This is a genomic window from Leisingera sp. SS27, assembly GCF_028368855.1.
In the GTDB taxonomy this organism is placed as follows: Bacteria; Pseudomonadota; Alphaproteobacteria; order Rhodobacterales; family Rhodobacteraceae; genus Leisingera.
In genome coordinates, this window is sequence record NZ_JAQNCY010000001.1 from 389,178 (window position 1) to 414,180 (window position 25,003).

21 protein-coding genes are annotated in these 25,003 nt (G+C 62.9%); 13 read left to right on the forward strand and 8 right to left on the reverse strand.

Annotated elements, in window-relative coordinates; genetic code table 11:
- Nucleotides 1-14 precede the first annotated feature (14 nt).
- The 3 genes from N6L27_RS01870 to N6L27_RS01880 all read left to right on the forward strand — a co-directional run bounded on the left by N6L27_RS01870 (nucleotide 15) and on the right by N6L27_RS01880 (nucleotide 1,505).
- A complete protein-coding gene (locus N6L27_RS01870; RefSeq protein ID WP_271905381.1) occupies nucleotides 15-491 on the forward strand; it encodes an arsenate reductase ArsC in 477 nt (158 codons plus the stop codon).
- Entirely contained in the window at nucleotides 488-1,144 is a 657-nt protein-coding gene (locus N6L27_RS01875; RefSeq protein ID WP_271905382.1) for an aquaporin, read from the forward strand. The genes N6L27_RS01870 and N6L27_RS01875 overlap by 4 nt, the downstream gene beginning before the upstream one ends.
- 130 nt (nucleotides 1,145-1,274) lie before the next feature.
- Nucleotides 1,275-1,505 (forward strand): hypothetical protein, encoded by a 231-nt coding sequence (locus N6L27_RS01880; protein WP_271905383.1) that lies wholly within the window; start codon nucleotides 1,275-1,277, stop codon nucleotides 1,503-1,505.
- A 9-nt stretch (nucleotides 1,506-1,514) separates the two neighbouring features.
- Here the strand turns inward: N6L27_RS01880 and N6L27_RS01885 are convergent, their stop codons facing one another.
- On the reverse strand, nucleotides 1,515-2,138 hold the full coding sequence (locus N6L27_RS01885; RefSeq protein WP_271905384.1) for a helix-turn-helix domain-containing protein: 624 nt from the start codon (nucleotides 2,136-2,138) through the stop codon (nucleotides 1,515-1,517).
- Nucleotides 2,139-2,202: 64 nt separating this feature from the next.
- On the opposite strand from N6L27_RS01885, the gene N6L27_RS01890 reads away from it, so the two are divergent.
- The 4 genes from N6L27_RS01890 to N6L27_RS01905 all read left to right on the forward strand — a co-directional run bounded on the left by N6L27_RS01890 (nucleotide 2,203) and on the right by N6L27_RS01905 (nucleotide 7,490).
- Nucleotides 2,203-3,708, forward strand: a complete 1,506-nt coding sequence (locus N6L27_RS01890; protein WP_271905385.1) for a class I adenylate-forming enzyme family protein — start codon at nucleotides 2,203-2,205, stop codon at nucleotides 3,706-3,708.
- A complete protein-coding gene (locus tag N6L27_RS01895) occupies nucleotides 3,705-4,370 on the forward strand; it encodes a DsbA family oxidoreductase (RefSeq protein ID WP_271905386.1) in 666 nt (221 codons plus the stop codon). Before N6L27_RS01890 ends, N6L27_RS01895 begins: the two co-directional genes overlap by 4 nt.
- A 151-nt stretch (nucleotides 4,371-4,521) precedes the next feature.
- Complete coding sequence (locus N6L27_RS01900) at nucleotides 4,522-5,757, forward strand: multidrug effflux MFS transporter (protein ID WP_271905387.1); 1,236 nt, start codon at nucleotides 4,522-4,524, stop codon at nucleotides 5,755-5,757.
- Between the two features lie 59 nt (nucleotides 5,758-5,816).
- On the forward strand, nucleotides 5,817-7,490 hold the full coding sequence (locus tag N6L27_RS01905) for a hypothetical protein (protein ID WP_271905388.1): 1,674 nt from the start codon (nucleotides 5,817-5,819) through the stop codon (nucleotides 7,488-7,490).
- Between the two features lie 54 nt (nucleotides 7,491-7,544).
- Here N6L27_RS01905 and mfd read toward each other — a convergent pair whose 3' ends face one another.
- Both mfd and N6L27_RS01915 read right to left on the reverse strand, forming a co-directional pair.
- Complete coding sequence (mfd, locus tag N6L27_RS01910; protein WP_271905389.1) at nucleotides 7,545-11,000, reverse strand: transcription-repair coupling factor; 3,456 nt, start codon at nucleotides 10,998-11,000, stop codon at nucleotides 7,545-7,547.
- Between the two features lie 37 nt (nucleotides 11,001-11,037).
- Nucleotides 11,038-11,562 (reverse strand): component of SufBCD complex, encoded by a 525-nt coding sequence (locus N6L27_RS01915; RefSeq protein WP_271905390.1) that lies wholly within the window; start codon nucleotides 11,560-11,562, stop codon nucleotides 11,038-11,040.
- 184 nt (nucleotides 11,563-11,746) lie between these two features.
- Here N6L27_RS01915 and hemB point away from each other — a divergent pair, with 184 nt between their 5' ends.
- Nucleotides 11,747-12,745, forward strand: coding sequence for a porphobilinogen synthase (gene hemB, locus N6L27_RS01920; RefSeq protein WP_271905391.1), 999 nt, complete (start codon nucleotides 11,747-11,749; stop codon nucleotides 12,743-12,745).
- Between the two features lie 150 nt (nucleotides 12,746-12,895).
- Complete coding sequence (locus N6L27_RS01925; protein WP_271905392.1) at nucleotides 12,896-13,471, forward strand: YSC84-related protein; 576 nt, start codon at nucleotides 12,896-12,898, stop codon at nucleotides 13,469-13,471.
- Between the two features lie 101 nt (nucleotides 13,472-13,572).
- On the opposite strand, the gene N6L27_RS01930 is transcribed toward N6L27_RS01925, so the two are convergent.
- Entirely contained in the window at nucleotides 13,573-14,448 is an 876-nt protein-coding gene (locus tag N6L27_RS01930; protein WP_271905393.1) for an NAD(P)-dependent oxidoreductase, read from the reverse strand.
- Nucleotides 14,449-14,565: 117 nt separating this feature from the next.
- On the opposite strand from N6L27_RS01930, the gene N6L27_RS01935 reads away from it, so the two are divergent.
- Nucleotides 14,566-17,043: a penicillin acylase family protein gene (locus N6L27_RS01935; protein ID WP_271905394.1), complete on the forward strand. Its 2,478-nt coding sequence runs from the start codon at nucleotides 14,566-14,568 to the stop codon at nucleotides 17,041-17,043.
- A 48-nt stretch (nucleotides 17,044-17,091) separates the two neighbouring features.
- Here the strand turns inward: N6L27_RS01935 and hflX are convergent, their stop codons facing one another.
- From hflX to trkA, 4 genes are all read right to left on the reverse strand, one after another.
- Nucleotides 17,092-18,363: a GTPase HflX gene (gene hflX, locus N6L27_RS01940; protein ID WP_271905395.1), complete on the reverse strand. Its 1,272-nt coding sequence runs from the start codon at nucleotides 18,361-18,363 to the stop codon at nucleotides 17,092-17,094.
- Entirely contained in the window at nucleotides 18,363-18,602 is a 240-nt protein-coding gene (gene hfq, locus N6L27_RS01945) for an RNA chaperone Hfq (RefSeq protein WP_005611588.1), read from the reverse strand. Before hfq ends, hflX begins: the two co-directional genes overlap by 1 nt.
- A gap of 121 nt (nucleotides 18,603-18,723) precedes the next feature.
- Nucleotides 18,724-20,259 carry a TrkH family potassium uptake protein gene (locus N6L27_RS01950; protein ID WP_271905397.1) on the reverse strand — a complete coding sequence of 512 codons (1,536 nt, stop codon included), beginning with the start codon at nucleotides 20,257-20,259 and terminating at the stop codon, nucleotides 18,724-18,726.
- A gap of 1 nt (nucleotide 20,260) precedes the next feature.
- Nucleotides 20,261-21,637, reverse strand: a complete 1,377-nt coding sequence (gene trkA / locus N6L27_RS01955) for a Trk system potassium transporter TrkA (RefSeq protein ID WP_271905398.1) — start codon at nucleotides 21,635-21,637, stop codon at nucleotides 20,261-20,263.
- A gap of 113 nt (nucleotides 21,638-21,750) precedes the next feature.
- Here trkA and N6L27_RS01960 point away from each other — a divergent pair, with 113 nt between their 5' ends.
- The 3 genes from N6L27_RS01960 (at nucleotide 21,751) to N6L27_RS01970 (ending at nucleotide 24,994) form a co-directional block, all read left to right on the forward strand.
- Nucleotides 21,751-22,218 carry a hypothetical protein gene (locus N6L27_RS01960; RefSeq protein WP_271905400.1) on the forward strand — a complete coding sequence of 156 codons (468 nt, stop codon included), beginning with the start codon at nucleotides 21,751-21,753 and terminating at the stop codon, nucleotides 22,216-22,218.
- Between the two features lie 116 nt (nucleotides 22,219-22,334).
- Complete coding sequence (locus N6L27_RS01965; protein WP_271905401.1) at nucleotides 22,335-22,637, forward strand: hypothetical protein; 303 nt, start codon at nucleotides 22,335-22,337, stop codon at nucleotides 22,635-22,637.
- 14 nt (nucleotides 22,638-22,651) lie between these two features.
- The gene (locus N6L27_RS01970) at nucleotides 22,652-24,994 is read left to right on the forward strand and encodes a caspase family protein (RefSeq protein ID WP_271905402.1); all 2,343 of its coding nucleotides are present in this window, start codon (nucleotides 22,652-22,654) and stop codon (nucleotides 24,992-24,994) included.
- Nucleotides 24,995-25,003 lie beyond the last annotated feature (9 nt).

A 25,003-nucleotide genomic window follows, 5' to 3' on the forward strand; every position in this document is an offset into this window, starting at 1 on the left:
CACGGACATACAAAATGAACATTCTGGTCCTCTGCACCGGCAATTCCGCGCGCTCCATCCTGCTGGAGTCGATTTTCAACACTCTGGGCGCAGGCCGCACCCGCGCCTTTTCGGCGGGCTCAAGCCCTACCGGAAAGGTGCATCCGCAGTCGCTGACGCTGCTGGGGGAATTGGGCCATGACACCGTCGGCGCGCGCTCCAAGAGCTGGGACGAATTTGCAGGCGCCGATGCGCCGGAGATGGATATGGTGATTACCGTCTGCGACTCCGCCGCCGGTGAAACCTGCCCGGTCTGGCCCGGCGCTCCGGTGCGCGCCCATTGGGGAGTTGAAGATCCGGCGGCAGCAGATCAACCGGAGTGGGACAAGGCATTCCGCACAGCCTATTTCACGCTGGAAAAGCGCGCCAAGGCGCTGCTTGAACTGCCGATTGAAACCATGTCCTCCACCGATCTCTCTCAGCAGCTCAAGCGGATCGGAGAGATCGCATGACCGCGCAAAAACTGCTGGCTGAAGGGCTGGGCACCGCCATGCTGCTGATCGGCGTCGTCGGTTCCGGCATCATGGCCGAGACGCTGGCGGCTGGAAACGTGGCCCTGGCGCTCTTGGCCAATGCGGTTGCCACCGGCTGTATGCTCTATGCCATCATCACCACCCTTGGCCCCGTATCCGGCGCCCATTTCAATCCGGCTGTGACGCTGGCCTTTGCCCTACGCGGCGAGCATGCCTGGAGCGCTGTCACCCCTTATGTCCTGGTTCAGATCGGCGGCGGCATCCTCGGCGTCTGGGCCTGCCATGTGATGTTCGACCTTGCAATCCTGCAAAGCTCGGCCACGATGCACCGCAGCGGCACCGCGCAGTGGTTTTCCGAGATCCTGGCCACATTCGGCCTCTTGTTCGTGATCTTCGGCGGCTTGCGCTCAAGACCCGAAGCAGTGCCTGCACTGGTCGGGCTCTATATCACGGGCGCCTATTGGTTTACCTCCTCGACCAGCTTCGCCAACCCCGCCGTTACCATCGCCCGCGGCTTCAGCGACACCTTTGCAGGCATCTACCCCGGCCACATACCAATGTTCATCCTGATGCAGCTGATCGCGGTTGGAATTGGCCACCTCGTGCTGCCAAGGCTGTTTGCACCACGCTGACAACCAGCAAAGAACCGCTTACAGATACCGCCCCAGGCCGGCACCTTGGGGCGGACGTTACAAAATCTCACAAAAAGTGTTAGGATGGGGGTCCGAAAACCATAATCCGTTTGTCAGGGAGTGCCCCCCAATGCCTGTACAAGCAGCAGCTGCCAGCTGGATTGACAGGATGCCCCGCATCAAACAGCGCTTTCCTCATCTGAAAGCCAGTAACGCGCCGTCCATACTGGACGACAGGGACAAATTCGTCGCCTATTTGGCACGGACCCATCACCTTACCATGAACGAAGCCAAGGAAGAGGTGGACGATTTCCTGTATATCGAAAGCCTGCTGAGAGAGCTGGACGGGCGCAAGCACTAGCCCGGAGCATCAGGCCAGAGATGTCACCCAGAGGATTGTTGCGTCCTCGGGGCTGACGGAAATCACATTGTGTCCCATTGCCGCGTCATAATAGGCGCTGTCACCGCGGCGCATTTCCACCGGTTCATAGAATTCCGTGTAGAGCTTGACCACGCCGGTCAGCACATAGAGGAATTCCTCGCCGTCGTGGCGCACCCACCCATCAAATTCTTCCATCGATCGCGCCCGCACCCGTGCACGGTACGGCAGCATCTGCTTGCGCGTCAGCCCGTCAGCCAGCAGTTCGTGTTCATATGTGGCGGTGGCGTGCGCTGAGCCATCACCGGATTTGGTGACTGTCATGCGGCCGTTCACCTGGTCCCGCTGCGGCGGTGTGAACAACTGCGGGATCGAAATCTCGAGCCCCTCGGCCAGCTTCTTCAAAGCCTCGTAAGTCGGTGACATCTGGCCGTTTTCGATCTTGGACAGGGTCGAGCGTGCCAGCCCGGCCTGATTGGCCGCATGTTCCAGCGTCCACTCCCGCGCTTTTCGCAACTCGCGCACGCGGGCGCCCAGGTCCAGGGGTTCGGCTTGATCGTCGCCGCCGTTCGCGCGGGCGATGGTGATCAGGGATTTCGGATCGCGGCTTTTCATGGGGACTCTATAAGCCGCACCCGCGCGCCTTGCAACGCAGGACAGTGCAGGCTAGCCATTTGCCATGCTGTCGGTTTTTGATCAGGGACCTTGTGCGCCCTGCCCCTCACCCTTCAATCTTGCGGCCCATGTGCTGCGCCATGCCGTGCGGCTGGCGGACAAGACTGCGCTGTCCGTACTTGACGGCGCGCACTGCGACAATTGGAGCTATGCCCGGCTGGAGGCCGCTGTGCGCGGCACCGGCACCGGGCTGCTGCGGGCCGGCCTGGTGCCGGGTGACATAGTCCTGATGCGGCTGGGGAACACTGTCGAGTTTCCCATCGCCTATCTGGGTGCTATCGCTGCCGGTCTGGTCCCGGTGCCGACCTCATCGCAGCTGACGGTGGCGGAAACCGAACGTATGATAGCAGATCTTCAGCCCGCGGCCGTGCTGCGCGATCCGGCTGTGGCCTGCGCGAGTCACCCGAAGCAGTTTACGACTGCCAAGCTGCTTGAGATGCACGATCTGCCTCCTTGTGAGTACGCCTTTGGCAGCCCGGAGCGACTGGCCTATGTGGTCTACACCTCCGGCACCAGCGGAAATCCGCGTGCGGTGGCGCACGCCCACCGGGCAGTCTGGGCGCGGCAGATGATGGTCGACGGCTGGTACGGGCTGACAGAGAAAGACCGGCTGCTTCATGCCGGTGCCTTCAATTGGACCTATACCCTCGGCACCGGCCTTATGGACCCCTGGGCGGCGGGTGCCACTGCGCTGATCCCTGCCCCTGACACGCCCCCGGAAGAGCTGCCCGCTCTGTTGCACCGCCACCGCGCCACAATCTTTGCCGCGGCCCCCGGCGTCTACAGGAAATTCCTGCGCGGCGGCGTTTTGGACCTGCCGGATCTGCGGCACGGGCTTTGCGCAGGTGAAAAGCTCTCACGCCATGTTTACGAGGCCTGGGAAGCCGCAACCGGCTGCTGCCTCTATGAGGCTTTCGGGATGTCGGAGTGCTCGACCTTCATCTCCTCCTCGCCCGCGCACCCGGCACAGGGCGGCGCCTTGGGACAGCCGCAGCCGGGCCGCAAAGTGGCGGTTGTTGGCACGGACGGGCCGGTCCCCGTGGATCAAGAAGGCACCATCGCCATCCACCGGTCCGACCCCGGCCTGATGCTGGGCTATCTGAACGCGCCGGAGGAAACCGCCGCCCGTTATCAGGGCGACTGGTTCCTGACCGGCGATCTGGGGGCAATGTCTGCGAACGGCCAGGTCCGCTATCTGGGCCGCAGTGACGACATGATGAATGCAGGCGGCTACCGGGTGTCGCCAATTGAAGTTGAAACCGCTCTGGCGGCCCACCCTGGCATCACCCATGCCGGCGCCGCCGCGGTGGAGGTGAAGGAAGACACTTACATTATTGCAGCCTTCTACACCGGTCCCGAAGAGTTGAAGACAGAAGACCTGCAGGCCTTTGCATCCGAGCGCCTGGCCCGTTACAAGCAGCCCCGCGCATACGTCCATCTGGACGCGCTGCCCAGCGGCGCCAACGGAAAACTGTTGCGCCGCGCCCTGCCTGCCCTGTTCAAAGGATGACCCAAATGCCCGCCGTCAAGCTCGACATCCTGTCCGACCCGATCTGCCCCTGGTGCTATATCGGCAAGACCCATCTGGACAAGGCGCTGGCGGAGGTGCCGGACCATCCGTTCGTCATCGAATGGCACCCGTTCCAGCTGAACCCTGACATGCCGCGCGAAGGCATGGACCGGCGCGAATACCTGGAGCGCAAATTCGGCGGCAAGGAGGGTGCGGTCAAAGCCTATGCCCCGGTGGTAGAGCACGCGGAAAAGGCCGGGCTGACGATCAATTTCGAAGCCATGCAGCGCACCCCCAACACCCTGGACGCGCACCGTTTGATCCACTGGGCCGGGGTCGAAGGCAAGCAAACGCAGGTCGTCGACGCCCTGTTCAAGGCCTACTTCGTCGACGCCAGGGATATCGGCGACCACGCGGTGCTGGCGGACGTGGCGCAGGAGGCAGGCATGGAGGCGAATGTTGCCGCCCGCCTGCTGGAAGGCGACAGCGATGTGCAAGCCATCCGTGACCGCGACGCGCATTCCCGCAAAATGGGCGTGAGTTCGGTGCCGACTTTCATCGTTGCAAATCAGCACGCGGTGCCGGGCGCCCAGCCGCCGGAACTGTGGAAGCAGGTGATCGAAGATATCCTGCAGCAGTTGAAAGCAGCCGGGACTGAGTAAACCACTACCAATTGCTTAGCATCGCAACGATGCACAGATTCCTGTGCAGCCGGGCGCTGGCCCGGCTGGCGGGTTTGTGATAGCGGATGCGGACGGCTCCCAGACCGGCCTCATTCCCCGGATCCATCTGAAGAGCTGTTAGAGGTTTCAGATGTCCCAACCCCAGGCTCAAAACCCGGCCCATGGCATGGCCAAGGCTGAATTCATTGCCCTGATTGCAATGATGTTTGCCACCATTGCGCTGTCGATCGACGCCATGCTGCCTGCCCTGCCGGAAATCGGCCAGACGCTGAGTCCCGGCAACGTCAACCGGGCGCAGCTGGTGCTGACGTCCTTTGTCCTGGGCATGGGGCTTGGCACATTCTTCACCGGCCCGCTGTCGGATGCCTTTGGCCGCAAGCCCGTGGTGGCCACGGGCTGCGCCCTTTATGTCCTGGCCGCGCTGACCGCCTGGCTGTCGCCCTCGCTGGAGGTCTTGCTGATCTCCCGCGTGCTGATGGGCATTGGGGCCGCCGGTCCGCGGATCGTAGGCGTTGCCGTTGTCCGCGACCTTTACTCTGGCCGCGAAATGGCCCGTCTCATGTCCATCGCCATGATGATCTTCATGATTGTTCCGGCCATTGCCCCCTTGATGGGCGCAGGAATCATAGCGCTGTCCGGCTGGCGCACCATCTTCCTGCTGTTCGCGCTGTTTGCCGCCGTCATTGTCCTGTGGACCAGCGTCCGCCTGCCGGAGACGCTGGCACGTGAAGACCGCCGTGCCTTTCGCGCGCCGTTGCTGATGGCTGCGGTCAAGGAGATGCTCACCCACCCCACAGTCCGCCTGTCGATCATGGTGCAGACGCTCTGCCTGGGCATGCTGTTCACCATGCTGACCATGGTGCAGCCGGTCTATGACATCATCTTTGACCGTGCAGACAGCTTCCCCTTGTGGTTCGGGCTGGTTGCGGTGATCTCCGGCACCGCCAGCCTGCTGAATGCCGCCATCGTTGTGCGGATCGGCATGCGCCGCATCGTTACCGTTTCGCTGGCTGCACAGATCCTGATCACCGGTACGATGCTGCTGATCAGCGGCTGGAGCCTGCCGGACCCTTGGATGTTCGGCCTGTTTGTGGCCTGGCAGGCCAGCGTGTTCTTTATGGTCGGAACCACAGTCGGCAACCTGAATGCCATGGCGATGGAACCGATGGGCCATATCGCCGGCATGGCGGCCTCGGTGATCGGAGCGATCTCAACCGTTCTGGCCGCCGCCGTCGCCGCGCCTGTCGGGCTGCTGTTTGACGGCTCGCTGGTGCCGCTGGCGGCAGGTCTCCTGATCATGGCCTGCATCGCCTTCTTGCTGATGCTGCAAATGGCCAAAGCCGAGGCGCGCTTGCCCGCAGAATAAGCGCCTTGCCCGTGCCCTGGCCGCTCCCTAACCTTCCCATGTGAAGGGGGAGGTTTTTCATGGGCTATGATTACGATCTCGGCAGCTATTCCTGCCCGGTGACCACAACGTCGCCTGAGGCGCAGCGCTGGTTCGACCGGGGACTGGTCTGGACCTATGGCTACAATCACGAGGAGGCCATCGCCTGCTTCCGCCGCGCGCTGGAACACGACCCGGAATGTGCCATGGCCCATTGGGGCGCCGCCTATGCCGCTGGGCCGAACTACAACCTGCCGTGGGACCTGCGCGACGCCAAAAGCCGTGCCGAAGCGCTGACTGAGGCCTATGACGCAGCACAGTCCGCACTGGCGTTTATCAAAGGCTGTACTGAGCCTGAACAGCGGCTGATCCGTGCCATTCAAACCCGTTACCCCCAACGCGAACCGGGGGAAGACATGCACGCCTGGGACTATGAGTTCGCTGAGGCGATGCGCGCGGCCTTTGCTGCCTGCCCGGATCATCTGGATCTGCGCACGGTATACGCTGAGAGCCTCTTGAACCTCACCCCGTGGAAAATGTGGGATCTGAAGACCGGTTTGCCCGCAGAAGGTGCCGCGACGCTGGAGGCGCAGGAGGTGCTGGAACAGGCGATGGAGACTGCCCCGGGGGCCATGCAGCACCCTGGCCTGCTGCATCTCTACGTGCATCTGATGGAGATGTCGCCCACGCCCGAAAAGGCGCTGAAAGCCGCGGATGTGCTGCGCACGCTGGTGCCGGATGCGGGACACCTGGTGCATATGCCCACCCACATCGATGTGCTCTGCGGCGACTACCACAGTGCCGTGCACTGGAACCAGAAGGCGATCGAGGCGGACCTGAAATTCTACCAGCGCGAAGGCGCATTCAACATCTATACCGGCTACCGCCAGCACAATTACCACTTCGTCATCTACGGCGCGATGTTCCTGGGCCAGCTTGAACCGGCGCTGGCGGCCAATCAGGGCATTCTGGACACCACCCCGCCGGAAATGCTGAAGGTCGAAAGCCCGCCCATCGCGGATTTCTTTGAAAGCTACCTGGCAATGCACCCGCATATCCTGGTCCGCTTCGGACGCTGGGAGGAGGCGATGGCGCTGGAGCTCCCGGAGGATCGGGACCTCTTCTGCACGCTGACCGCGAACACCCATTACGCCCGCGCCATTGCCTATGCCGCAACTGGACGCGTGGCGGAAGCTGAAGCAGAGGAACAGCATTTCCTGACCGCCAAAGCACGGGTGCCAACGGCCCGCCGCCTGCACAACAACAAAGTCAGTGATCTGCTTGAAATCGCAACCGAAATGCTGCGCGGAGAAATCGAGTACCGCAAAGGTAACTACGACGCGGCTTTCACCCATTTGCGCCGCTCGGCTGAGCTGGACGACAACTTGCCTTACGATGAGCCTTGGGGCTGGATGCAGCCCACCCGCCACGCGCTGGGGGCGCTGCTGTTTGAACAGGGCCATATTGAGGAAGCCGAAGCCGTCTACCGCGCCGACCTCGGGCTGGACTGCACCCTGTCGCGCGCCTCCGTGCATCCCGGCAATATCTGGAGTCTGAAGGGGCTTCACGACTGCCTGAAGGCGCGCGGTGAAACTGTTGAAATCCAGCACATACAACAGCAGTTGGACCTGGCACTGGCGCGGGCTGACCGGGCCGTGGGCGCATCCTGTTTCTGCGCTCAGGCGGCGATGACGCCCAACTCTTGCTGCGGCTGACCAAATTTCTTGCGAAGAAATTTGCCAAGGAAATTTGAATTTCCTTGGCGTATTTTACCCCGCCTTCGCCTTCTTCTTCTCGGCAACGACCTTCTCTGCCAGATCGCGGGCGATGGCAAAGGCGCCCTTGATCTTGTCGGCGTCCTTCTTCCAGTCACGGCGCACGACGATCTTGTTGTCCTTCACCTTGGCCAGACCGTTCTGGCCTTGGATGAACTCCACCAGCCCCTGCGGCGATGCGAATTTGTCGTTGTGGAACTGGATCGTTGCCCCCTTGGGGCCGCCATCCATCTTGGCGATGCCTGCGCGTTTGCACATCGCCTTGATCCGCACCACCAGCATCAGCGTGTTCACTTCCTTCGGAAGTTTGCCGAAACGGTCGATCAGCTCAGCCGCGAAACCTTCCAGCTCCACCTTGGTCGACAGTGACGACAGGCGGCGGTAAAGACCCAGGCGCACATCGAGGTCCGGCACGTAATCCTCGGGGATGAGCACCGGAACGCCCAGGTTGATCTGCGGCGCCCATTGATCGTCGGCGTCCGACAGCCCCTCCATCTCGCCCGCCTTGATCTTGGCAATCGCCTCCTCCAGCATCGACTGGTACAGCTCATAGCCGACATCGCGCATCTGGCCGGATTGTTCCTCGCCCAAAAGGTTGCCGGCGCCCCTGATATCAAGGTCTTGCGAGGCGAGAGTAAAGCCTGCGCCCAGCGTATCGAGAGAACCCAGCACCCGCAGGCGCTTCTCTGCCGCAGGGGTCAGCCGCTGGCGCGGCTTGGTGGTGAGATAGGCATAGGCGCGGGTTTTGGAGCGCCCGACCCGGCCGCGGATCTGATAGAGCTGCGACAGGCCGAACATATCGGCGCGATGCACAACCATGGTGTTGGCGGTTGGGATGTCGAGGCCGCTTTCCACAATCGTGGTGGCCAGCAGCACATCGTATTTGCCGTCATAGAAGGCGTTCATCCGGTCATCGAGTTCGCCTGCCGCCATCTGGCCGTGTGCCACAACGTAAGTCAGCTCCGGAAGCTGCGCCTTCAGGAACTCTTCCACGTGCGGCAGGTCTGTAATCCGCGGCACCACATAAAAGCTCTGGCCGCCACGGTAATGCTCGCGCAGCAGCGCCTCGCGGATGGTGACGCTGTCAAATTCGCTGACATAGGTGCGGATCGCCAGACGGTCGACCGGGGGCGTGCCGATGATCGACAGATCGCGCACACCAGTCAGGGACAGCTGCAGGGTTCGCGGGATCGGCGTCGCAGTCAGTGTCAGCACGTGAATGTCGCTGCGCAATTGCTTCAGCCTCTCCTTGTGACCAACGCCGAAGTGCTGTTCCTCGTCGATGATCAAGAGGCCGAGGTTCTGGAATTTGATGTTCTTTGCCAGCACCGCGTGGGTGCCGACCACGATGTCGACGGTTCCCTTGGACAATCCTTCGCGGGTCTGGCTGGCTTCCTTGGTGCTAACAAAGCGCGACAACTGCCTGACCTGCAGGGGAAAACCACGGAACCGCTCCGCAAAGGAGGCAGCGTGCTGGCGGGCCAGCAGTGTCGTGGGCGCCACCACCGCCACCTGCAGCCCCGACATCGCGGCAACAAAGGCCGCACGCATCGCCACCTCGGTCTTACCAAAGCCGACGTCGCCGCAGATGAGGCGGTCCATCGGCTGGCCGGAGTGCAGATCCTCCATCACATCTTCGATGGCGCGCAGCTGGTCGTCGGTCTCCTGATAGGGGAAACGGGCAGAGAACTCCTCCCACGCATGCGGCGGTGGATCCATCACCGGCGCCTTCCGCAACGCGCGCTCGGCAGCGATGCGGATCAGCTTGTCCGCCATCTCGCGGATCCGTTCCTTGAGCTTGGCCTTCTTAGCCTGCCAGGCTCCGCCGCCAAGACGGTCCAACAGGCCCTCGTCATGGCCGTATTTGGACAAAAGCTCGATGTTTTCGACCGGCAAGTACAGCTTGGACTGTTCGGCATATTCCAGCAGGATGCATTCATGCGCCGCACCTGCGGCGGTGACGACCTCCAGCCCCTTGAAGCGGCCGATGCCATGGTCCACATGCACCACCAGATCGCCGGGGCTGAGCGATTGGGTTTCAGTCAGGAAATTCTCTGCCTTGCGGCGTTTTTTCGGTGCCCGGATCAGCCTGTCGCCCAGCACGTCCTGCTCCGCGATCACCGTCATATCCGGCGCCTCAAACCCGTGCTCCAGCGCCCAGACCGCCAAATGCAAACCGGATTTTCCGATACGGGTGCCATCCATCACCGGGATGGCCTCGGCCAGACCTTCGTCCTCGATCAGCCCAGTCAGCCGCTCCCTCGCACCTTCGGAGTAAGAGGCGATGAGGACCGGACCCTCTCGCATCCGCACCTTTATGTGCGCCGCCAAGGCTCCGAAAAGGCTGATGTTTTCCTGCTGGCGCTCCGGTGCAAAATTGCGCCCGATGCGGCCGCCCGCATCCGCCACGCCAGGGCCGGAGGCCTGCGGCAGCGGATGGAACTGCACCACCCGCATATCCGCAACCGCCGCCTCCCAAGCCGCATCATCGAGGTACAGCAAACCCGGCGGCGTCGGTTTATAGACGGTGTCGATCCGCCCCTTCTGCTCCAGCGCGTGTTTGCGGGTGCCGTACTGGTCCTCGATGCTGTCCCAACGCGCCAGCCGGGCCGGTGTCAGCTGGTCGTCCAGCGTGACGGTCGCCTGCGGCAGGTAGTCGAACAGCGTTTCCAGCTTCTCATGGAAAAACGGCAGCCAATGCTCGATCCCCTGATGCTTTCGGCCTGCGCTGACGGCCTCATAGAGCGGGTCATCAGTGCCTGCCGCGCCGAATTCGATCCGGTAATTCTGGCGGAACCGGGTGATGGCTGCCTCGTCCAGGATCACCTCGGAGACCGGCGCCAGTTCCACCACCTCCAGCTTTTCGGTGGTGCGCTGGGTCGCCGGATCGAAGCGGCGGGCGCCGTCCAGCACATCGCCGAACAGGTCCAGCCGCACGGGGCCGCTTTCGCCCGGCGGGAAGATGTCGATGATGCCGCCGCGAATGGCATAATCACCCGGCTCCATCACCGTCGGACTTTGAGAAAAACCCATGCGGACCAAGAAGTTGCGAAGCGCTTCTTCATCCACTCTTTGATTGACACGGGCAGTGAAGGCGGCCTCGCGCAGCACCTCCCGCGCAGGTACCCGCTGGCTCGCGGCATTGAGCGTGGTCAGCAGCACGAACTGCTTGGGCATCTGGTGCACCAGCGCCGCCAGCGCAGCCATCCGCGCCGCGGAGATATCCGCATTCGGCGATACCCGGTCATAAGGCAAGCAATCCCAGCCTGGAAACACGAACACCGGCATGTCAGGCGCAAAGAAGGCCAAGGCCGCCCGCATTGCCTCCATCCGCTTGTCATCTCGCGCCACATGCAGCACCGGCGCGCCGGATTTCTGCACTTCTTTCAGGATCAGCCGGGCATCATACCCCTCAGGAGCGCCGCCCATGGTGATTGCACGCTGTGCCATGCAGTTTCCTTTCCGGGTTCGCCTGGAACCCTGCCCCTCAGCCCAAGGCGCCGATCGAGAGGTTCTGATACATGCCCCAGAAGGCGGTGACCAGAATTGAGATTGCCCCAACGAACTGGATGCAGAGCCGGCACAAGGCCAGCCGCTTGCACAGGTCCTCGCCCGAAGCCCCATCCCGTGCAATCCGGCGCGCCGTGAAATAGCTGATGACACCAACGAAGGACATCGGGAAAGCGAGCAGGAACACAGCCTGGGCGAATTCCATCAGGAAAACAAAGCCAAGCGTCGCCAGGGCGGACAGCAAAAAACAAGCCAGCGCCACCAGCCAGGGCCCGGACACTTCGGCAATGTAGAGGAGCCGGTTCACGTTGACACGGACCATGTCCTCCAGGTCCTGTTCGGCCTGCCCTGCGCGGCGGCGTGCGCGCTGGACCATGTCGAACGGAACCCCCAGTACCCTGTGACTGGCAGAAGACCACATCACCGCCAGCGCGATCCAGTACCAGAGGTTGGAAAACGACCGAAGGTCAATCATCTCATAGAGGATTTGAAACAGATCCACTCCAGCCCCCATCTTGCCGCTGCCGGCCCTTGGGGCCTGTTTTATGTAACTGGCCCTATATCAACCGGGAAACGCGCGCAGGCAAGCCCGCAGAGCGCACAAGTTCCCAAGCGCGGCGAATGTGCCTCTTGTTCCCGGGGCGGCTTCCATGCCACCCATGGGCCAGCCAAAACGAGAGACCGCCATGAAGCCCACCGTCGCGCCCTTTCCCGCCGCCCGCCTGCGCCGCACACGTGCCAGCCAGGCGATCCGCAATCTGGTGCAGGAAAACACCCTGACCCCGTCCGATTTCATCTGGCCTGTATTTGTCCGCGACGGTGAAGGCGTGGAGGAGGCTATTGCCTCAATGCCAGGCGTGATGCGCCGCTCGGTGGACAAGATCACCGAAGCCGCGGTTGAAGCCCAGGCGCTGGGTATTCCGGCGATTTGCCTGTTTCCCTACACCGATGCCTCGCTCAAGACCGAGGACTGCGCCGAGGCCTGGAACCCTGACAACCTGACCAACCGTGCCATCCGCGCCATCAAGGACGCGGCACCTGATATCGCTGTGATGACCGATGTGGCGCTGGATCCCTATAATATCACCGGCCACGATGGCTATGTGGTGGATGGCGAGATCGTCAATGACGCCACGGTTGAGGCGCTGGTCAAGATGACGCTGGCCCAAGCCGACGCCGGCGCCGACATCATCGGCCCTTCCGACATGATGGACGGCCGCGTTGGCGCCATGCGGACGGCCTTGGAACAGGCAGGCCACCACAATGTGGCGATCCTGTCTTACTCGGCCAAATACGCCTCAGCCTACTACGGGCCGTTCCGCGATGCGGTTGGGGCATCCGGCGCGCTGAAGGGCGACAAGAAAACCTATCAGATGGACCCGGCCAACAGCGACGAGGCTCTGCGGCTGATCGAACGTGATCTGATGGAAGGCGCCGACATGGTAATGGTCAAACCCGGCATCGCCTATCTGGATATCTGCCAGCGGGTGAAATCCGCCTTTGGCGTGCCGACTTACGCCTATCAGGTCTCCGGCGAATACGCGATGATCCAGGCCGCGGCCCAGAACGGCTGGGTCGACGGTGAGAAGGTGATGATGGAAAGCCTGATGGCCTTCAAGCGCGCAGGCTGCAACGGCATCCTCACGTATTTTGCTCCCGCCGCGGCGCGCTTGCTGAACGGCTGACGCTGCACTGCGGGCCGCCCCGGATCACTTCAGCGGGAAGCCGCCAATATCCGCACCGCAGCGGATGACAGGCAGCGGTTTTCCGCGTATACACGGCCCCAGAGCCGGATCGAACCGGCCTTGGAGCAAATCATTACAGGCACCTGAAAAATGAGCGATAATTCCTCTACCCGCATGACCCGCCGCGGTTTCGCCCTGACCGCTTTGGCCGGCGCAGGCGTCACTGCCGCCTGCGGCAATGGCGTTGGCAACAGCAATGCCGCCACCATCGACGCCCGTGTCGATGCCACGCTGAACTATATGTACAACCAGTACCCGAACACCCGCACCCTGGCGGACAAGGCTGCCGGCATGCTGGTGATGCCGCTGGTCACAGAGGCGGGCTTTGTCTTTGGCGGCGCATATGGCCGCGGCGCGCTGCGGATCAATGATGTGACCGTCGATTACTACGCCACCTACAAGGGCAACGCCGGGCTTCAGATAGGCGCTCAGCAATACGCCCACGTGCTGTTTTTCATGACCCAAGACGCACTGGCAGACTTCCGGCGCTCGCAGGGCTGGGCGGCTGGCGCCGATGCCGAGTTCGTCATCATGAACGAAGGCGAATCTCTGAGAGCCGACACCAACACCCTGACATCACCGGTGCTGGCCGTGGTCTTTGCCCAGGCGGGCCTGCGTGTTGGCGCCACCCTGGAAGGCACCAAATACACTCGCATCATTCCCTAAGACCACGGGACGGAGGCGGCAGGATCCGCCTTTTAATCTGGCTGGAAATATCCCCGCCGGAGGCATGGCCTTTCCAATTGGAAAGGCCATTTTCTTTGGTCTCAACCGTCCAGCTTGCGCAGCCGCTTGAACAGCGACGAGGTATCCCAGCGCCCGCCGCCCATTTTCTGCACCTCCTTGTAGAACTGATCAACCAGCGCCGTCACCGGCAGGCTGGCGCCGGTTTCATCGGCCGCATCCAGACAGATCCCCAGGTCTTTACGCATCCAATCCACCGCAAAACCGTGTTCGAAATGATCATCCAGCATGGTCTCGTACCGGTTGGCCATCTGCCAGCTGCCCGCCGCGCCCTGGCTGATCACCTCAACCACCGCGCGTCCGTCCAGCCCTGCCTTTTCAGCAAAGTGGAGCGCCTCGCTGAGGCCCTGCACCAGACCTGCAATGGCGATCTGGTTGCACATCTTGGTCATCTGGCCCGCGCCGCTCTCTCCGATGCGGCGGCAGATGCGGGCATAGGCATCAATCACTGGCTCTGCACGCGCATAGGCGTCTTCATCACCGCCGCACATTACTGACAGCACCCCGTTCTCCGCTCCCGCCTGGCCGCCTGAGATCGGCGCATCGACAAAGGCAATCCCCTGCTCCGCCGCAGCACCATAAAGCTCGCGCGTGACCTTGGCCGACACCGTGGTGTGATCGGTAAAGACAGTGCCCTTGGCCATGCCTGCAAAGGCCCCGTCCGCACCCAGGCAGACCGAGCGCAAGTCGTCATCATTGCCAACGCAAGCCATCACGAACTCCGCGCCCGAGGCTGCTGCCCGCGGGGTTGCCGCAAAATGGCCGCCATGCTCCTTGACCCAGGCCTTGGCCTTGGCTTCGGTGCGGTTATAGACGGTGACCTCATGGCCCGCGGCCTGCAGGTGCCCGGCCATCGGATAGCCCATGACTCCAAGCCCCAGAAACGCGATTTTTGCCATCTGCTTTTCCCCTGATCTGACTTCGCATATGTTGGCGCCAACCCTAACACCGCCGCCGCGGGGCGCAATCTGCCATGCGGCTGGAAATGACAAAAACCCAAGGGAAAACAACCGCTGATGGGACTTCTTTTCCGCTGGCTCATGCGCCTTGCTGCGGGCCTGATTCTGCTGAGCCTTCTGGCTGCCGCGCTGGTTTATTACCTCGCCTCGCAATCGCTGCCTGAATACGACAAGGACCTGGCCCTTCCCGGCCTCTCCTCGCCTGTTGAAATCGTGCGCGATAACGCCAATGTGCCGCATATCTTCGGCAGCTTCGGCGCCAGCGATGAAGACGTGTATTTCGGCCTCGGCTATGCCCATGCCCAGGACCGCCTGTGGCAGATGGCGGTGATGCGGCGCACAGCCCAAGGCCGCCTGTCGGAAATCTTCGGTACCCGCACGGTGGAGACCGACACCTACTTGCGCCGCCTCGACCTCTACAATCTGGCGCGGCAGTCGGTAGAAGTGCAATCGCCTGAGGCGATGGCCGCGCTCAAGGCCTATGCTGATGGCGTCAATGCCCGGCTGCTGGAAATCAACGAGGACGCGCTTGGCCGCGGCGCGCCGGAAATGTTCCTGTTTCAGATGCCGCTCGCCCCCTGGCAGCCCGCCGACAGCATTGCGATCATGAAGCTGATGGCGCTGCAGCTCTCCGGCCACATGAAGGAAGAAATCCTGCGCGCCCGCACCTCGCTGGCGCTGAACGATGCGGAGCGCATCCGGGACATCCTGCCGGACGCGCCGGGCAAAGGTGTCACCGCCCTGCCCGAATACGCGGAACTGGTGCCCGGCGCCCGGCAGTTTGCCTCTGCCACACCCATTGAGGAAAACAGCCTGCTGTTCCCGGTTGCTCCACGCGGTCTCGCTGGCGCCTCCAACGCCTGGGCCGCCGCTCCCAGCCGCTCTGCAGCAGGCGGCACGCTTCTGGCCAATGACCCGCATCTGGGCCTCAGTGCCCCGGGCGTCTGGTATCTGGCCCGGCTGGAACTGGCGACCGGCGGCGTGATCGGCGGCACCATCCCCGGTATCCCCGCGGTGATCACCGGCCGGTCCGATGCTTTGGGCTGGGGGGTCACTTCCTCTTACATGGACGACCAGGACCTGTTTATCGAACGGCTGAACCCGGAAAACCCGCAGGAATACCTGAGCGTTGACGGCTACAAGAAATTCGTCACCCGCCCCTCGATCATCAAGATCAAGGACGAGGCGCCCGTCACCCTAACCCTGCGCTGGACCGACAACGGCCCGGTTCTGCCCGGCTCCATGTTCAACCTGGCGGACATTACCCCGCCCGGCCACGTGGTTTCCCTCGGCTGGACCGTTCTCAGCCCCAAGGACACCTCAATGAGTGCCACCATCGGCCTGATGCGCAGCGCCTCGGTGCAGGAGGCGATCACGGCAGGCGAGGATTTCGTTGCCCCGGCGCAGAACCTGACACTGGCTGACAAGGACACCATCGCGCTGAAAACCGTTGGCGCTTTTCCGCTGCGTGATGCAAACCATCAAAGCAAAGGCCGGATGCCCAGCCAGGGCTGGCGCCCGGAAAACCGCTGGCAAGGCCAGGCGCCGTACGGGGAAAACCCGGAGTTTGTTGCGCCTGCCGGCGGCATCTTGGGCAACACAAACAACAAGATCCTCGACCGCCCGTTCCCCAAGCATGTCTCCTTTGACTGGGGCGACACCCAGCGCATCCACCGCTGGGAAAAGCTGATGCAGAACCGCGAGGTGCATACCCGCGACAGCTTCATTGAGGCGCAGCTGGACACGGTCTCCTACACCGCGCGCACCCTGTTGCCGCTCATTGGCGCAAACCTGTGGTTCACCGGTGAGGCCGCCCCTGCCGGCACCCGCGAGCGGCAGCGCCAGATCGCCCTCACCCTGCTGTCGGAGTGGAACGGCGAGATGAACGAGCACCTGCCGGAACCGCTGATCTATGCTGCCTGGCTGCGCGCGCTGCAGACCCGCCTGATCACCGACGAACTGGGTCCGGTCGCAAAATCCTACCGCCACGTGGAGCCGTTGTTTATCGAGCGTGTTTTCCGCAACGTCGACGGTGCCTCGGCCTGGTGCGACGTGCGCCAAAGCGCGCCTGAGGAGAGCTGCACCGACATGGCCCGTCTGGCGCTGGATGATGCGCTGATCTGGATTGAAGAACGCTATGGAGATGCGCTGGAATCGCTGCGCTGGGGCGACGCGCATCAGGCGGTGCAGGACCATGCCGTTCTGGGCGACATGCCGCTGCTGCGCTATTTCGTGAACATCCGCCAGTCCACCAGCGGCGGCGACAACACCCTGCAGCGCGGCAAAAGCTCCGGCAAGGACCCTGAGCCGTTCCAGAACATCCACGCCGCGGGCTACCGCGGGGTCTATGACTTTGCCGACCCGGACAGTTCCGTCTTTATCACTGCCACCGGGCAGTCCGGCCACCCGCTGTCCCGCTACTATGACGACATGGCCCAGCTGTGGCGCCGCGGCGAATACATTCCAATGTCGCTGGACGAAGAACTGGCCCGTGCTGCGGCTGTCGGCATAACCCGGATTGCACCGAGGCAATAAAAAACGGGCGCATCAGCGCCCGTTTTTTATTGTAAGCAATATGGAAGTTCACAGCCTCTCGAACTTGGCCTTCTGCCGGTCTGTCCACAGCACGGTGATATCGAAACCGCTCTCGGTCTGCTCCTCGCGCTGCACCAGGTCTTCCTTGAACAGCCAAGCCCGCTGCTTGCCTTGCGCAAAGGTCAGCTGCAGCAGTTCCTCGTGCCGCACGCCCTGCAATTGCTCCGCGATATCCGCCAGCAGACCTTCCAGCCCCTCGCCGGTCAGGGCAGAGATCGCATGGATGCCTTCCTCGCGCGCCGCACGCTGCCGCCGGGCTTCGGCTTCTTCTTCAGACAACTGGTCCAGCTTGTTCCAGACCTCAATCCGGGCGCGGTTTTCGTCCACACCCAGCGACGTCAGGATCGCCTCCACATCCTCTGCCTGCTCCTCGCTCTGGTCATGGCTGATGTCACGCACATGCAGGATGACATCCGCCGCCAGCACCTCTTCCAGAGTGGCGCGGAAAGCGGCAACCAGTTCCGTCGGCAGGTCCGAGATGAAACCGACGGTGTCGGACAGGATCACCTCCGGCCCGTCGGGGATCTGCACCCGGCGCATGGTCGGGTCCAAGGTCGCGAACAGCATGTCCTTGGCCATCACCTCAGCGCCCGTCAGCCGGTTGAACAGCGTCGACTTGCCAGCGTTGGTATAACCCACCAGCGCCACGATCGGATAGGGCACCTTGGCGCGCGAGGCGCGGTGCAGCGTCCGGGTCTTTACCACCTTGTCCAGCTGCCGGCGCAGCCGCACCAGCTGGTCGTCGATGGCCCGCCGGTCGGCCTCGATCTGGGTTTCGCCGGGTCCGCCGACAAAGCCCAGTCCACCGCGCTGGCGCTCCAGGTGGGTCCAGGCCCTGACCAGCCGCGTCCGCTGATAGCTGAGCGCCGCCATTTCGACCTGCAGCACGCCTTCACGCGTCGCCGCCCGGTCCGAGAAGATCTCCAGGATCAGCCCGGTCCGGTCCAGGATCTTGACCTTCCAGGCCTTCTCCAGGTTGCGCTGCTGAACGGGGGAAACCGGCCCGTCAATCAGGACCAGTTCAATGTCATTCGCCTTCAGGATGCCTGCCAGCTCTTCGATTTTGCCGGAGCCGAACAGCATCCCCGGATGCGCCTTGGGCAGGCGCACCACGTTTGATCCGATCACATCAAGATCGGGCAAGGCCGCTGCAAGCGCAACGGCCTCCTCAAGCGCGGGAGCAGCCTCGCGGCGTCCCATGTCAGATTTGATTTCCGGATGCAGGACCCAGGCACGGGTCTGCTTCCTGTCATGCTCCATCAATTGGAGTCTTCACCCTCATAGAGACTGATCGGCTGGGCCGGCATGATGGTCGAGATCGCGTGTTTGTAAACAAGCTGCGACTGTCCGTCGCGGCGCAGCAGCACGCAGAAATTATCGAACCAGGTGATCACACCCTGCAGTTTGACCCCGTTGATCAGAAAGATTGTAACCGGAACCTTGGTTTTGCGAACGTGATTCAGGAAGGCATCCTGAAGATTCTGTCTGTCCGAAGCCATTTTTTATTATCTCGCCTTTGTTCTTGCCGCGCGCTGCGGACCAGCACGCACGTTAAAATTCAGTATGAACAAAGAAAATATAAGTTTCCACCCGAAAAACACTTTTCACCCGCGGGAAGAGTCAGCTGCGCCAGAGGTTCGGGGACAAGAGCGCGATAAAGGCCAGTGTTTCCAGCCGGCCCAGCACCATGGCGATGCACAGGATCAGCTTGGCCGGGTCGGTCAGCAGGTTCAGCACGATCGGCGCACTGCTGGCGCTCTCGGTCAGCGGGCCGGTGGTCGAGAGCGCGGCAATCGCCAGCACCAGAGACTGTTCAAAGCTGGAACCAACCGCTGCCAGCGCGGTGCTGACCAGCGCCAGCGACAGGGCAAACAGCATGAAGAAAATCCAGGCGACAAAGGCACCGTTCTTTTGCAGCCGCTTGGTCCGGTCGCCTTCGCCGCTGACCGAACTTGGGTGGACCAGCCGCTCCATTTCCCGAAGACCGTTCAGGTAGAGCGCATAAACCCGCAGCAGTTTGACCCCGCCCGCGGTGGTGGCAACACCGCCGCCGAAGACGGCCAGCCCCAAAAGGATCATTCCCGGCGTTTCCAGTCCGGACCAAGTCCGCGCGGCCTCCCAGTGCAGGCTTTCGAAACCGGTCGTGGACAGGAAAGACATCACCGTGAACAGCGTGCCCCAGAACGCCCGCAGCGCCTGCAGCAGATCCTCACCTGCATCCACCTCGAAGGCGGCAAACCAATGGCGCAGGAACAGGAGCAGCGGCACACCGAAGACAATCAGCAGCCCCGTGCGGAACTCCGGGTCCTTGTCCAGCCGCCCCTGCCCCGCAGTCACCGTATCACTGGAAAAGGTCAGACGTGACAGCGCGAAGAACATGAACAGGAACATCACCATCTCGCCGGCGATCCCGCTGCCGGCGTTCTCCACACCGCCGGTGGCGGAGATGCCCGAGGTTGCCATCACCGACATCGCATGGCTGAGCCCGGTCAGCGCCTGTTCGCCGGTGATCATCAGCAAGAGCCACAAAACCATGGTTAGCCCGGCATAGACCGGCGCCAGAGTCCGAGTGACGAGCAGCAACTGGCGGCGCGGATCCGCGCGCTCCATATGGCCCGGCCCGGCAATGCCGCCGCCCGGCTCGCCCTTGGCGGTGACTTCGAAGCCGCCCAGCGACATCGGCGCCAGCACGGCTGAGGCGGCCACCCACATCAACAGCCCGCCCAGCCAGCCGACCATCGCCCGCCACAGATGCACGCTGGGCGGCAGGCGGCCGGGATCGGCCCAGATATCGGCGCCGGTGGTGGTAATGGCGCTGACCATATCGAAATAGGCGTTCAGGTAGCGGGTGCTGACCAGCGCGTCCTGCACCGGCACCGCCAGGAACAGCGGCAGCACGGTGAAAGTTGCCAGCAGCGACAAGAGCTGCCCGGGCATCCCGTAGCGCGGCACCCGGTTGCCCATCGACAGCGCAATCAGAACCACCAGGATCAGCCCCGCCAGTCCGGAATAGAAAAAGCTCTGCGATGTGTGATGGTCATCCAGCACCACCGCATGGATGGCCGGCAGCCACATTGCCAAAGACGCAATGCCCCAGATCAGCAGGAACAGCGGCAGGCGCAACACGCCAATAGGGGCTTTGACCACACGGCGCATGCTAGAAGTAGTCGATCGACACCTGCAGGAGCCGCTCCACCTCGGGCACGTCATCGGCCATTGCAAACAGCGCGATCACGTCGCCTTCCTCGATCCGGGTCTCACCTGACGGGCGCAGCATCTCGCCGTTCTTCAGGATGCCGCCAACCAGCACGCCCTCGGGAAAGTCCGTCTCGCGGATCATCTGCCCGGCAATCGGCGAGGTCGACAGCACCTCAGCCTCAATCATCTCTGCCTCAGCGTCGCCCAGCGAGTAGACCTGCCGCACCCGGCCATAGCGGATGTGGCGCAGGATCGAGCTGACAGTGGTAGACCGCGGGTTGATATAGGCGTCGATGCCCAGGTGCGGCAGCAGCGGCACCAGGGTCGGATCGTTGATCAGCGCAATCGCCAGCGGGCAGCCCTCTGCCTTGGCCCGCACCGCAGCCAGCATGTTGACCTTGTCGTCATCGGTCACGGCCAGCATTGCATCCGCCTTGTCGATGCCAGCCTCGATCATCAGGGAACGGTCCAGCCCGTCGCCGTTCAGCACGATGGTGCGCTCCAGCTCCTCGGCAGCGCGTTCGGCGCAGCGGCGGTCCCTCTCGATCACCTTGGCACGGATACGGGACGTGCTGCTCTCCAATGCCTTGGCCACTTCCAGCCCGACGTTGCCGCCGCCGACCACCACAACCCGGTCCTGGCGTTTTTCTTTCTTGCCAAAGACTTCGATGGTGCGCGGCACATCGTCCGCATGGGAAAACACATAACAGCTGTCACCGACAAACAGCTGGTCGCCCGGCTCTGGCGCAAACAGGGTGCCATCGCGGCGGACCCCCACGACGATCGCACGCAGGGTGGAGAACAAATCGGTCAGCTGGCGCAGCGGCGTGTTCACCACCGGGCACTCGGCGTCGATCTGGATCCCCAAGAGCTGCGCCTTGCCGCCCATGAAGGTCTCGGTGTCAAAGGCCGCCGGCGCTGACAGCCGCTGCATCGCGGCCGCGGCCACTTCGCGCTCCGGGCTGATCACAACATCGATTGGAAGATGCTCGCGCTGATAAAGGTCGGAATAGATTGCGGTGAGGTAGCTTTTGGCCCGCAAGCGCGCGATCTTTCGCTGGATCTTGAACACGGAATGCGCCACCTGGCAGGTCACCATGTTGACCTCGTCCGAGTGGGTGGCGGCGATGATCATATCCGCGTCCCGCGCCCCGGCCCGGTCCAAAACGTCCGGGTAGGAGGCAAAGCCATGGATGCCCTGCACGTCCAGCGTATCGGTCGCGCGCCGCACCAGTTCCGGATTGCTGTCGACCACCGTGACATCATTGTGCTCACCGGACAGGTGCCGGGCGATCTGCCAGCCGACCTGGCCCGCGCCGCAGATAATGACCTTCATTTACATGTCCCTTGGCGGAGTTTCGGGCAGAGATTTGCCTGACGTGAATGACAGATGCCGCATTCACGGTCAAATTAATTGTAACTTCCTCAGTTTGCGGCCATTCTTTCGGTATGCAACGCATTTTCACCGCTACCTCAGGCGCTGTTTTTCTGGCCTTTACAACGGCCTGCGGGCCCCTGCCCGTCTATTACAAGCAAGGGGCAGAGGTGTCGCGCCTGCAAAGTGACGAACTGGCCTGCGCGACCCAGGCTCTGAAAGACGCCCCGGTCGCCAATCAAATCCGCCAGCATCCGCCGGTTTTCCACCCCGGTCGGCAGGTCTGCCACAACGGCAATTGCCACTATTACCCTGGATACTGGTCCGAAGGCAGCATCTACACCGTTGATGTCAACAGACCACTGCGCCAGCGGCTGGAAAAATCCTGCATGGCCTCAAAGGGCTACCAGCAGATTGCGCTGAAACGCTGCACCCGCAGCAGTGCCGGCACCCCGATTGGGCCACGGCTGGCACCGCTGAGCGAAGCATCCTGCGCGCAGCGTAACCGCGACGGCAGCACCGTCATCCGCAGCGGCGGCTGAACCTCCGGCTGTGATCAGCCGCTCCGCGGCAGGACATTTTTGATTTGCGGCCTAAGTTCAAGTAAGCTGAACGCCAATTGTTTTTGACCAGTATTCTCAAAAGAGAAAGGTACCCGATGCGGATACATTTCCTGTTTGCCGCGCTGCCTGTGGCAGCTGTTGCCGCAGCCTGTGAACCGGTGGCTCCGATTGCTCCACCACCGGCGGCGGCACCTGCACCGGCGGCAGCACCTGCCAGCTACAGCACCCAGGCATCGCGCCCGGCGCCCGCACCGGCCCCCGCTTCCACAGCCCCGGCCAGCACAACAACCGCTCCTGCAGCAACAACCATCGGCCCGCCGGGCGGCGGTGGCGCCGGTTCAGGCGGCGGCGGTGGCGGCGGTGCTGGAGGCGGCGGCGGCGGTGGCGGCTGGGGCTGAACCCGAACAAAACCATGACAGCCCATTCCCCCATCCCTTCCGCGCTTGCGGCTCTGACCCTTTCCTGTGCAGGGATGCTGCCTGCGGCGGCGCAGGCAGCCTATGAAACCCGCGAAGGCAGTGCCGCCCCCGAAACCGCCATCGTGATCGGCATACAGGACTACGACCACGTCAGCGATCTGACCAACACCCGCAAGGACGCCGAGGCGATGGCAGAGATGCTCAAGACCTTCGGCTATACCGTCTATGAAGGCTACGATCTGGACAAGCGCGGGTTCGAGGCGTTGCTCCGGCAGGCAGCGCTCAACATCCGCGAAGGCAGCCAGGTGTTTTTCTACTACGCGGGCCACGGCATTCAGCTGGGACGGCGCAATTATCTGCTGACCAGCGATGCCGAGCTTACGGGGATCCACGACCTGCCGTTCCAGTCAGTCACACTTGACCGGGTATCCGCCATTCTGGGCGGCAAGGCCGGCAGCCAGATCCTGATGCTGGATTCCTGCCGCGACAATCCTGTGCCGCAGGCCAAGCTCAATGCCGAGGTCGGTGCCCAGCTTTATGAGGCGCGCGAAGGTTTTGATGTGTTCCGCCCGCCGCTGAACACGCTGGTGGCCTTCTCCACCTCCCCCGGCGCCACCGCGCTGGATGGGGAGCCCGGCAGCAACAGCCCTTATACCGCTTCCGTTGTGCGGCACTTCCCGGACAACCCGGACGAGGACGCAATGACCGTCCTGGCAGCCATCCGCAGCGATGTCTACAGCGCTACCGGCAATACGCAGGTGCCCTGGGAGAGCTCCACCCTGATGCAGAAGATCTACCTGCGCCCTGCGGAGCGGTCCCTGAATGTTGCCTCGGCCAGTACGGACACCGCATCTGGGACCGTGGCCGCCAGCCTTGATCAGATCCCGGCGGAACTGTCTGTCAAAGTGCCGCTGGGCCGGGCGCTGGAGCTGGCGCCTGAAATCAGCCCTTATGTTCAAGCGGGCACAACGGTTTCGATTGTTGAAAATTCGTCTTCCGGCGTCACATCGCTGCAATCCGGTGACGGCCGTGCGCTCAGCGTCAGCTATGCGCCCAAGCTCACTGAGCTGCCCGCCCGCAAGGACGGCGGCCAGGTCCGCAGGGACCGGATGGTACTGCGGCTGGCACAGGCAGATGCGGTGCGCGATGTCACCGTGAACCTCGAGATGATCGCCCGCCAGTGCGACCTGGAAGCCGGCGATTTGCTTGACCTGCAAGGTGTTGGCCTGTTCCGTTTCCCCAATGAAATCGACCTCAAGGCGGCTGAGACCGCCTGCCGGGAGGCTGTTGAGGCCGCGCCGGATCTTGGCCGTCTGCACTACCAGCTTGGACGTGCGCTGCAGGGCCAGGGGCGGCTGATGGACGCCTACGAAGCCTTTGAAAAGGCGTTGGAACTGGGCCACATCCGCGCCTATAACGCGGTGGCCTATCTGCATGTCACGCCAAATGTGGACCGCGAAACGGTGCCGATCCCCTATGACCCTGACAAGGCCTTTGCGCTTTGGGACAAGGGCATTGAGGCCGGCGACCCCTTCTCGATGCATGCACGCGGCAAACGGCTCCTGCGCAAAAGCAGCACGCCTGAGGAAAAACAGCGCGGCTACGACCTGCTGAGCCGTGCTGTCGAGCTTGGCCATACCTACTCGATGAACGAGCTTGGCTATTTTTTCTTGTGGAGCGGCGATGAACTGGCGCAGCCGGAGCGCGGGCTGACATATCTGGAGGCCTCCGCCGGGCGCGGCGACATCTATGGGACAGCCAATCTGGGCTACGTCTACCGCGACGGCGGTGCCGGCAAACCGGTGGACAAGGAAAAGGCCCGCGCGCTGTTTGCGGAGGCCGCCCAGCTGGGCCACCCGCATGCCCCGGGTGAGATTGGCCGCATGATCATGAACGGCGACCTGCCCGGCAGCGACGCTGCGGAAGCTCTGGAATGGTATGACATGGGCCTTGCCCGCGGCGATGCCTGGGGCGGTGCGAACGGCGCCTGGGTGGCACTGAACCGCTTGTCTGACCGTGTCCCGGCCCATGCCGCCGCGGCCCGGGCCGGCAAGGCGATGGCCCTGAATGACCCGGACGCAAGGGCCGCGGCACGGGAGCTGCTGGCCGGAATGACCAAGGCAGACATCGCCGCTGCCACCCAGTCTGTGCTGCGCGGGCTCGGGTCTGGCATTGCCGTTGACGGCCAATTCGGCCCGGCCTCACGCCGGGAACTGGCAGATTGGGCCCGCAAGGCAGGGCTGCCCGCAACCGTGCCCGGGGACGCCGTCGATCAATTGCGGCTGGCAGCGCAGGTTCATTTCGCGCTGAACCCGATCCGCCAGGACCTGTTCTGACCGCAAAAG

Bases quoted from the DNA above. Each gene is read 5' to 3' on its own strand.
- N6L27_RS01870 (WP_271905381.1), top strand. From the start codon at position 15: ATGAACATTCTGGTCCTCTGCACCGGCAATTCCGCGCGCTCCATCCTG.
- N6L27_RS01875 (WP_271905382.1), top strand. From the start codon at position 488: ATGACCGCGCAAAAACTGCTGGCTGAAGGGCTGGGCACCGCCATGCTG.
- N6L27_RS01880 (WP_271905383.1), top strand. From the start codon at position 1,275: ATGCCTGTACAAGCAGCAGCTGCCAGCTGGATTGACAGGATGCCCCGC.
- N6L27_RS01885 (WP_271905384.1), bottom strand. From the start codon at position 2,138: ATGAAAAGCCGCGATCCGAAATCCCTGATCACCATCGCCCGCGCGAAC.
- N6L27_RS01890 (WP_271905385.1), top strand. From the start codon at position 2,203: ATGCTGTCGGTTTTTGATCAGGGACCTTGTGCGCCCTGCCCCTCACCC.
- N6L27_RS01895 (WP_271905386.1), top strand. From the start codon at position 3,705: ATGACCCAAATGCCCGCCGTCAAGCTCGACATCCTGTCCGACCCGATC.
- N6L27_RS01900 (WP_271905387.1), top strand. From the start codon at position 4,522: ATGTCCCAACCCCAGGCTCAAAACCCGGCCCATGGCATGGCCAAGGCT.
- N6L27_RS01905 (WP_271905388.1), top strand. From the start codon at position 5,817: ATGGGCTATGATTACGATCTCGGCAGCTATTCCTGCCCGGTGACCACA.
- mfd (WP_271905389.1), bottom strand. From the start codon at position 11,000: ATGGCACAGCGTGCAATCACCATGGGCGGCGCTCCTGAGGGGTATGAT.
- hemB (WP_271905391.1), top strand. From the start codon at position 11,747: ATGAAGCCCACCGTCGCGCCCTTTCCCGCCGCCCGCCTGCGCCGCACA.
- N6L27_RS01925 (WP_271905392.1), top strand. From the start codon at position 12,896: ATGAGCGATAATTCCTCTACCCGCATGACCCGCCGCGGTTTCGCCCTG.
- N6L27_RS01930 (WP_271905393.1), bottom strand. From the start codon at position 14,448: ATGGCAAAAATCGCGTTTCTGGGGCTTGGAGTCATGGGCTATCCGATG.
- N6L27_RS01935 (WP_271905394.1), top strand. From the start codon at position 14,566: ATGGGACTTCTTTTCCGCTGGCTCATGCGCCTTGCTGCGGGCCTGATT.
- hflX (WP_271905395.1), bottom strand. From the start codon at position 18,363: ATGGAGCATGACAGGAAGCAGACCCGTGCCTGGGTCCTGCATCCGGAA.
- hfq (WP_005611588.1), bottom strand. From the start codon at position 18,602: ATGGCTTCGGACAGACAGAATCTTCAGGATGCCTTCCTGAATCACGTT.
- N6L27_RS01950 (WP_271905397.1), bottom strand. From the start codon at position 20,259: ATGCGCCGTGTGGTCAAAGCCCCTATTGGCGTGTTGCGCCTGCCGCTG.
- trkA (WP_271905398.1), bottom strand. From the start codon at position 21,637: ATGAAGGTCATTATCTGCGGCGCGGGCCAGGTCGGCTGGCAGATCGCC.
- N6L27_RS01960 (WP_271905400.1), top strand. From the start codon at position 21,751: ATGCAACGCATTTTCACCGCTACCTCAGGCGCTGTTTTTCTGGCCTTT.
- N6L27_RS01965 (WP_271905401.1), top strand. From the start codon at position 22,335: ATGCGGATACATTTCCTGTTTGCCGCGCTGCCTGTGGCAGCTGTTGCC.
- N6L27_RS01970 (WP_271905402.1), top strand. From the start codon at position 22,652: ATGACAGCCCATTCCCCCATCCCTTCCGCGCTTGCGGCTCTGACCCTT.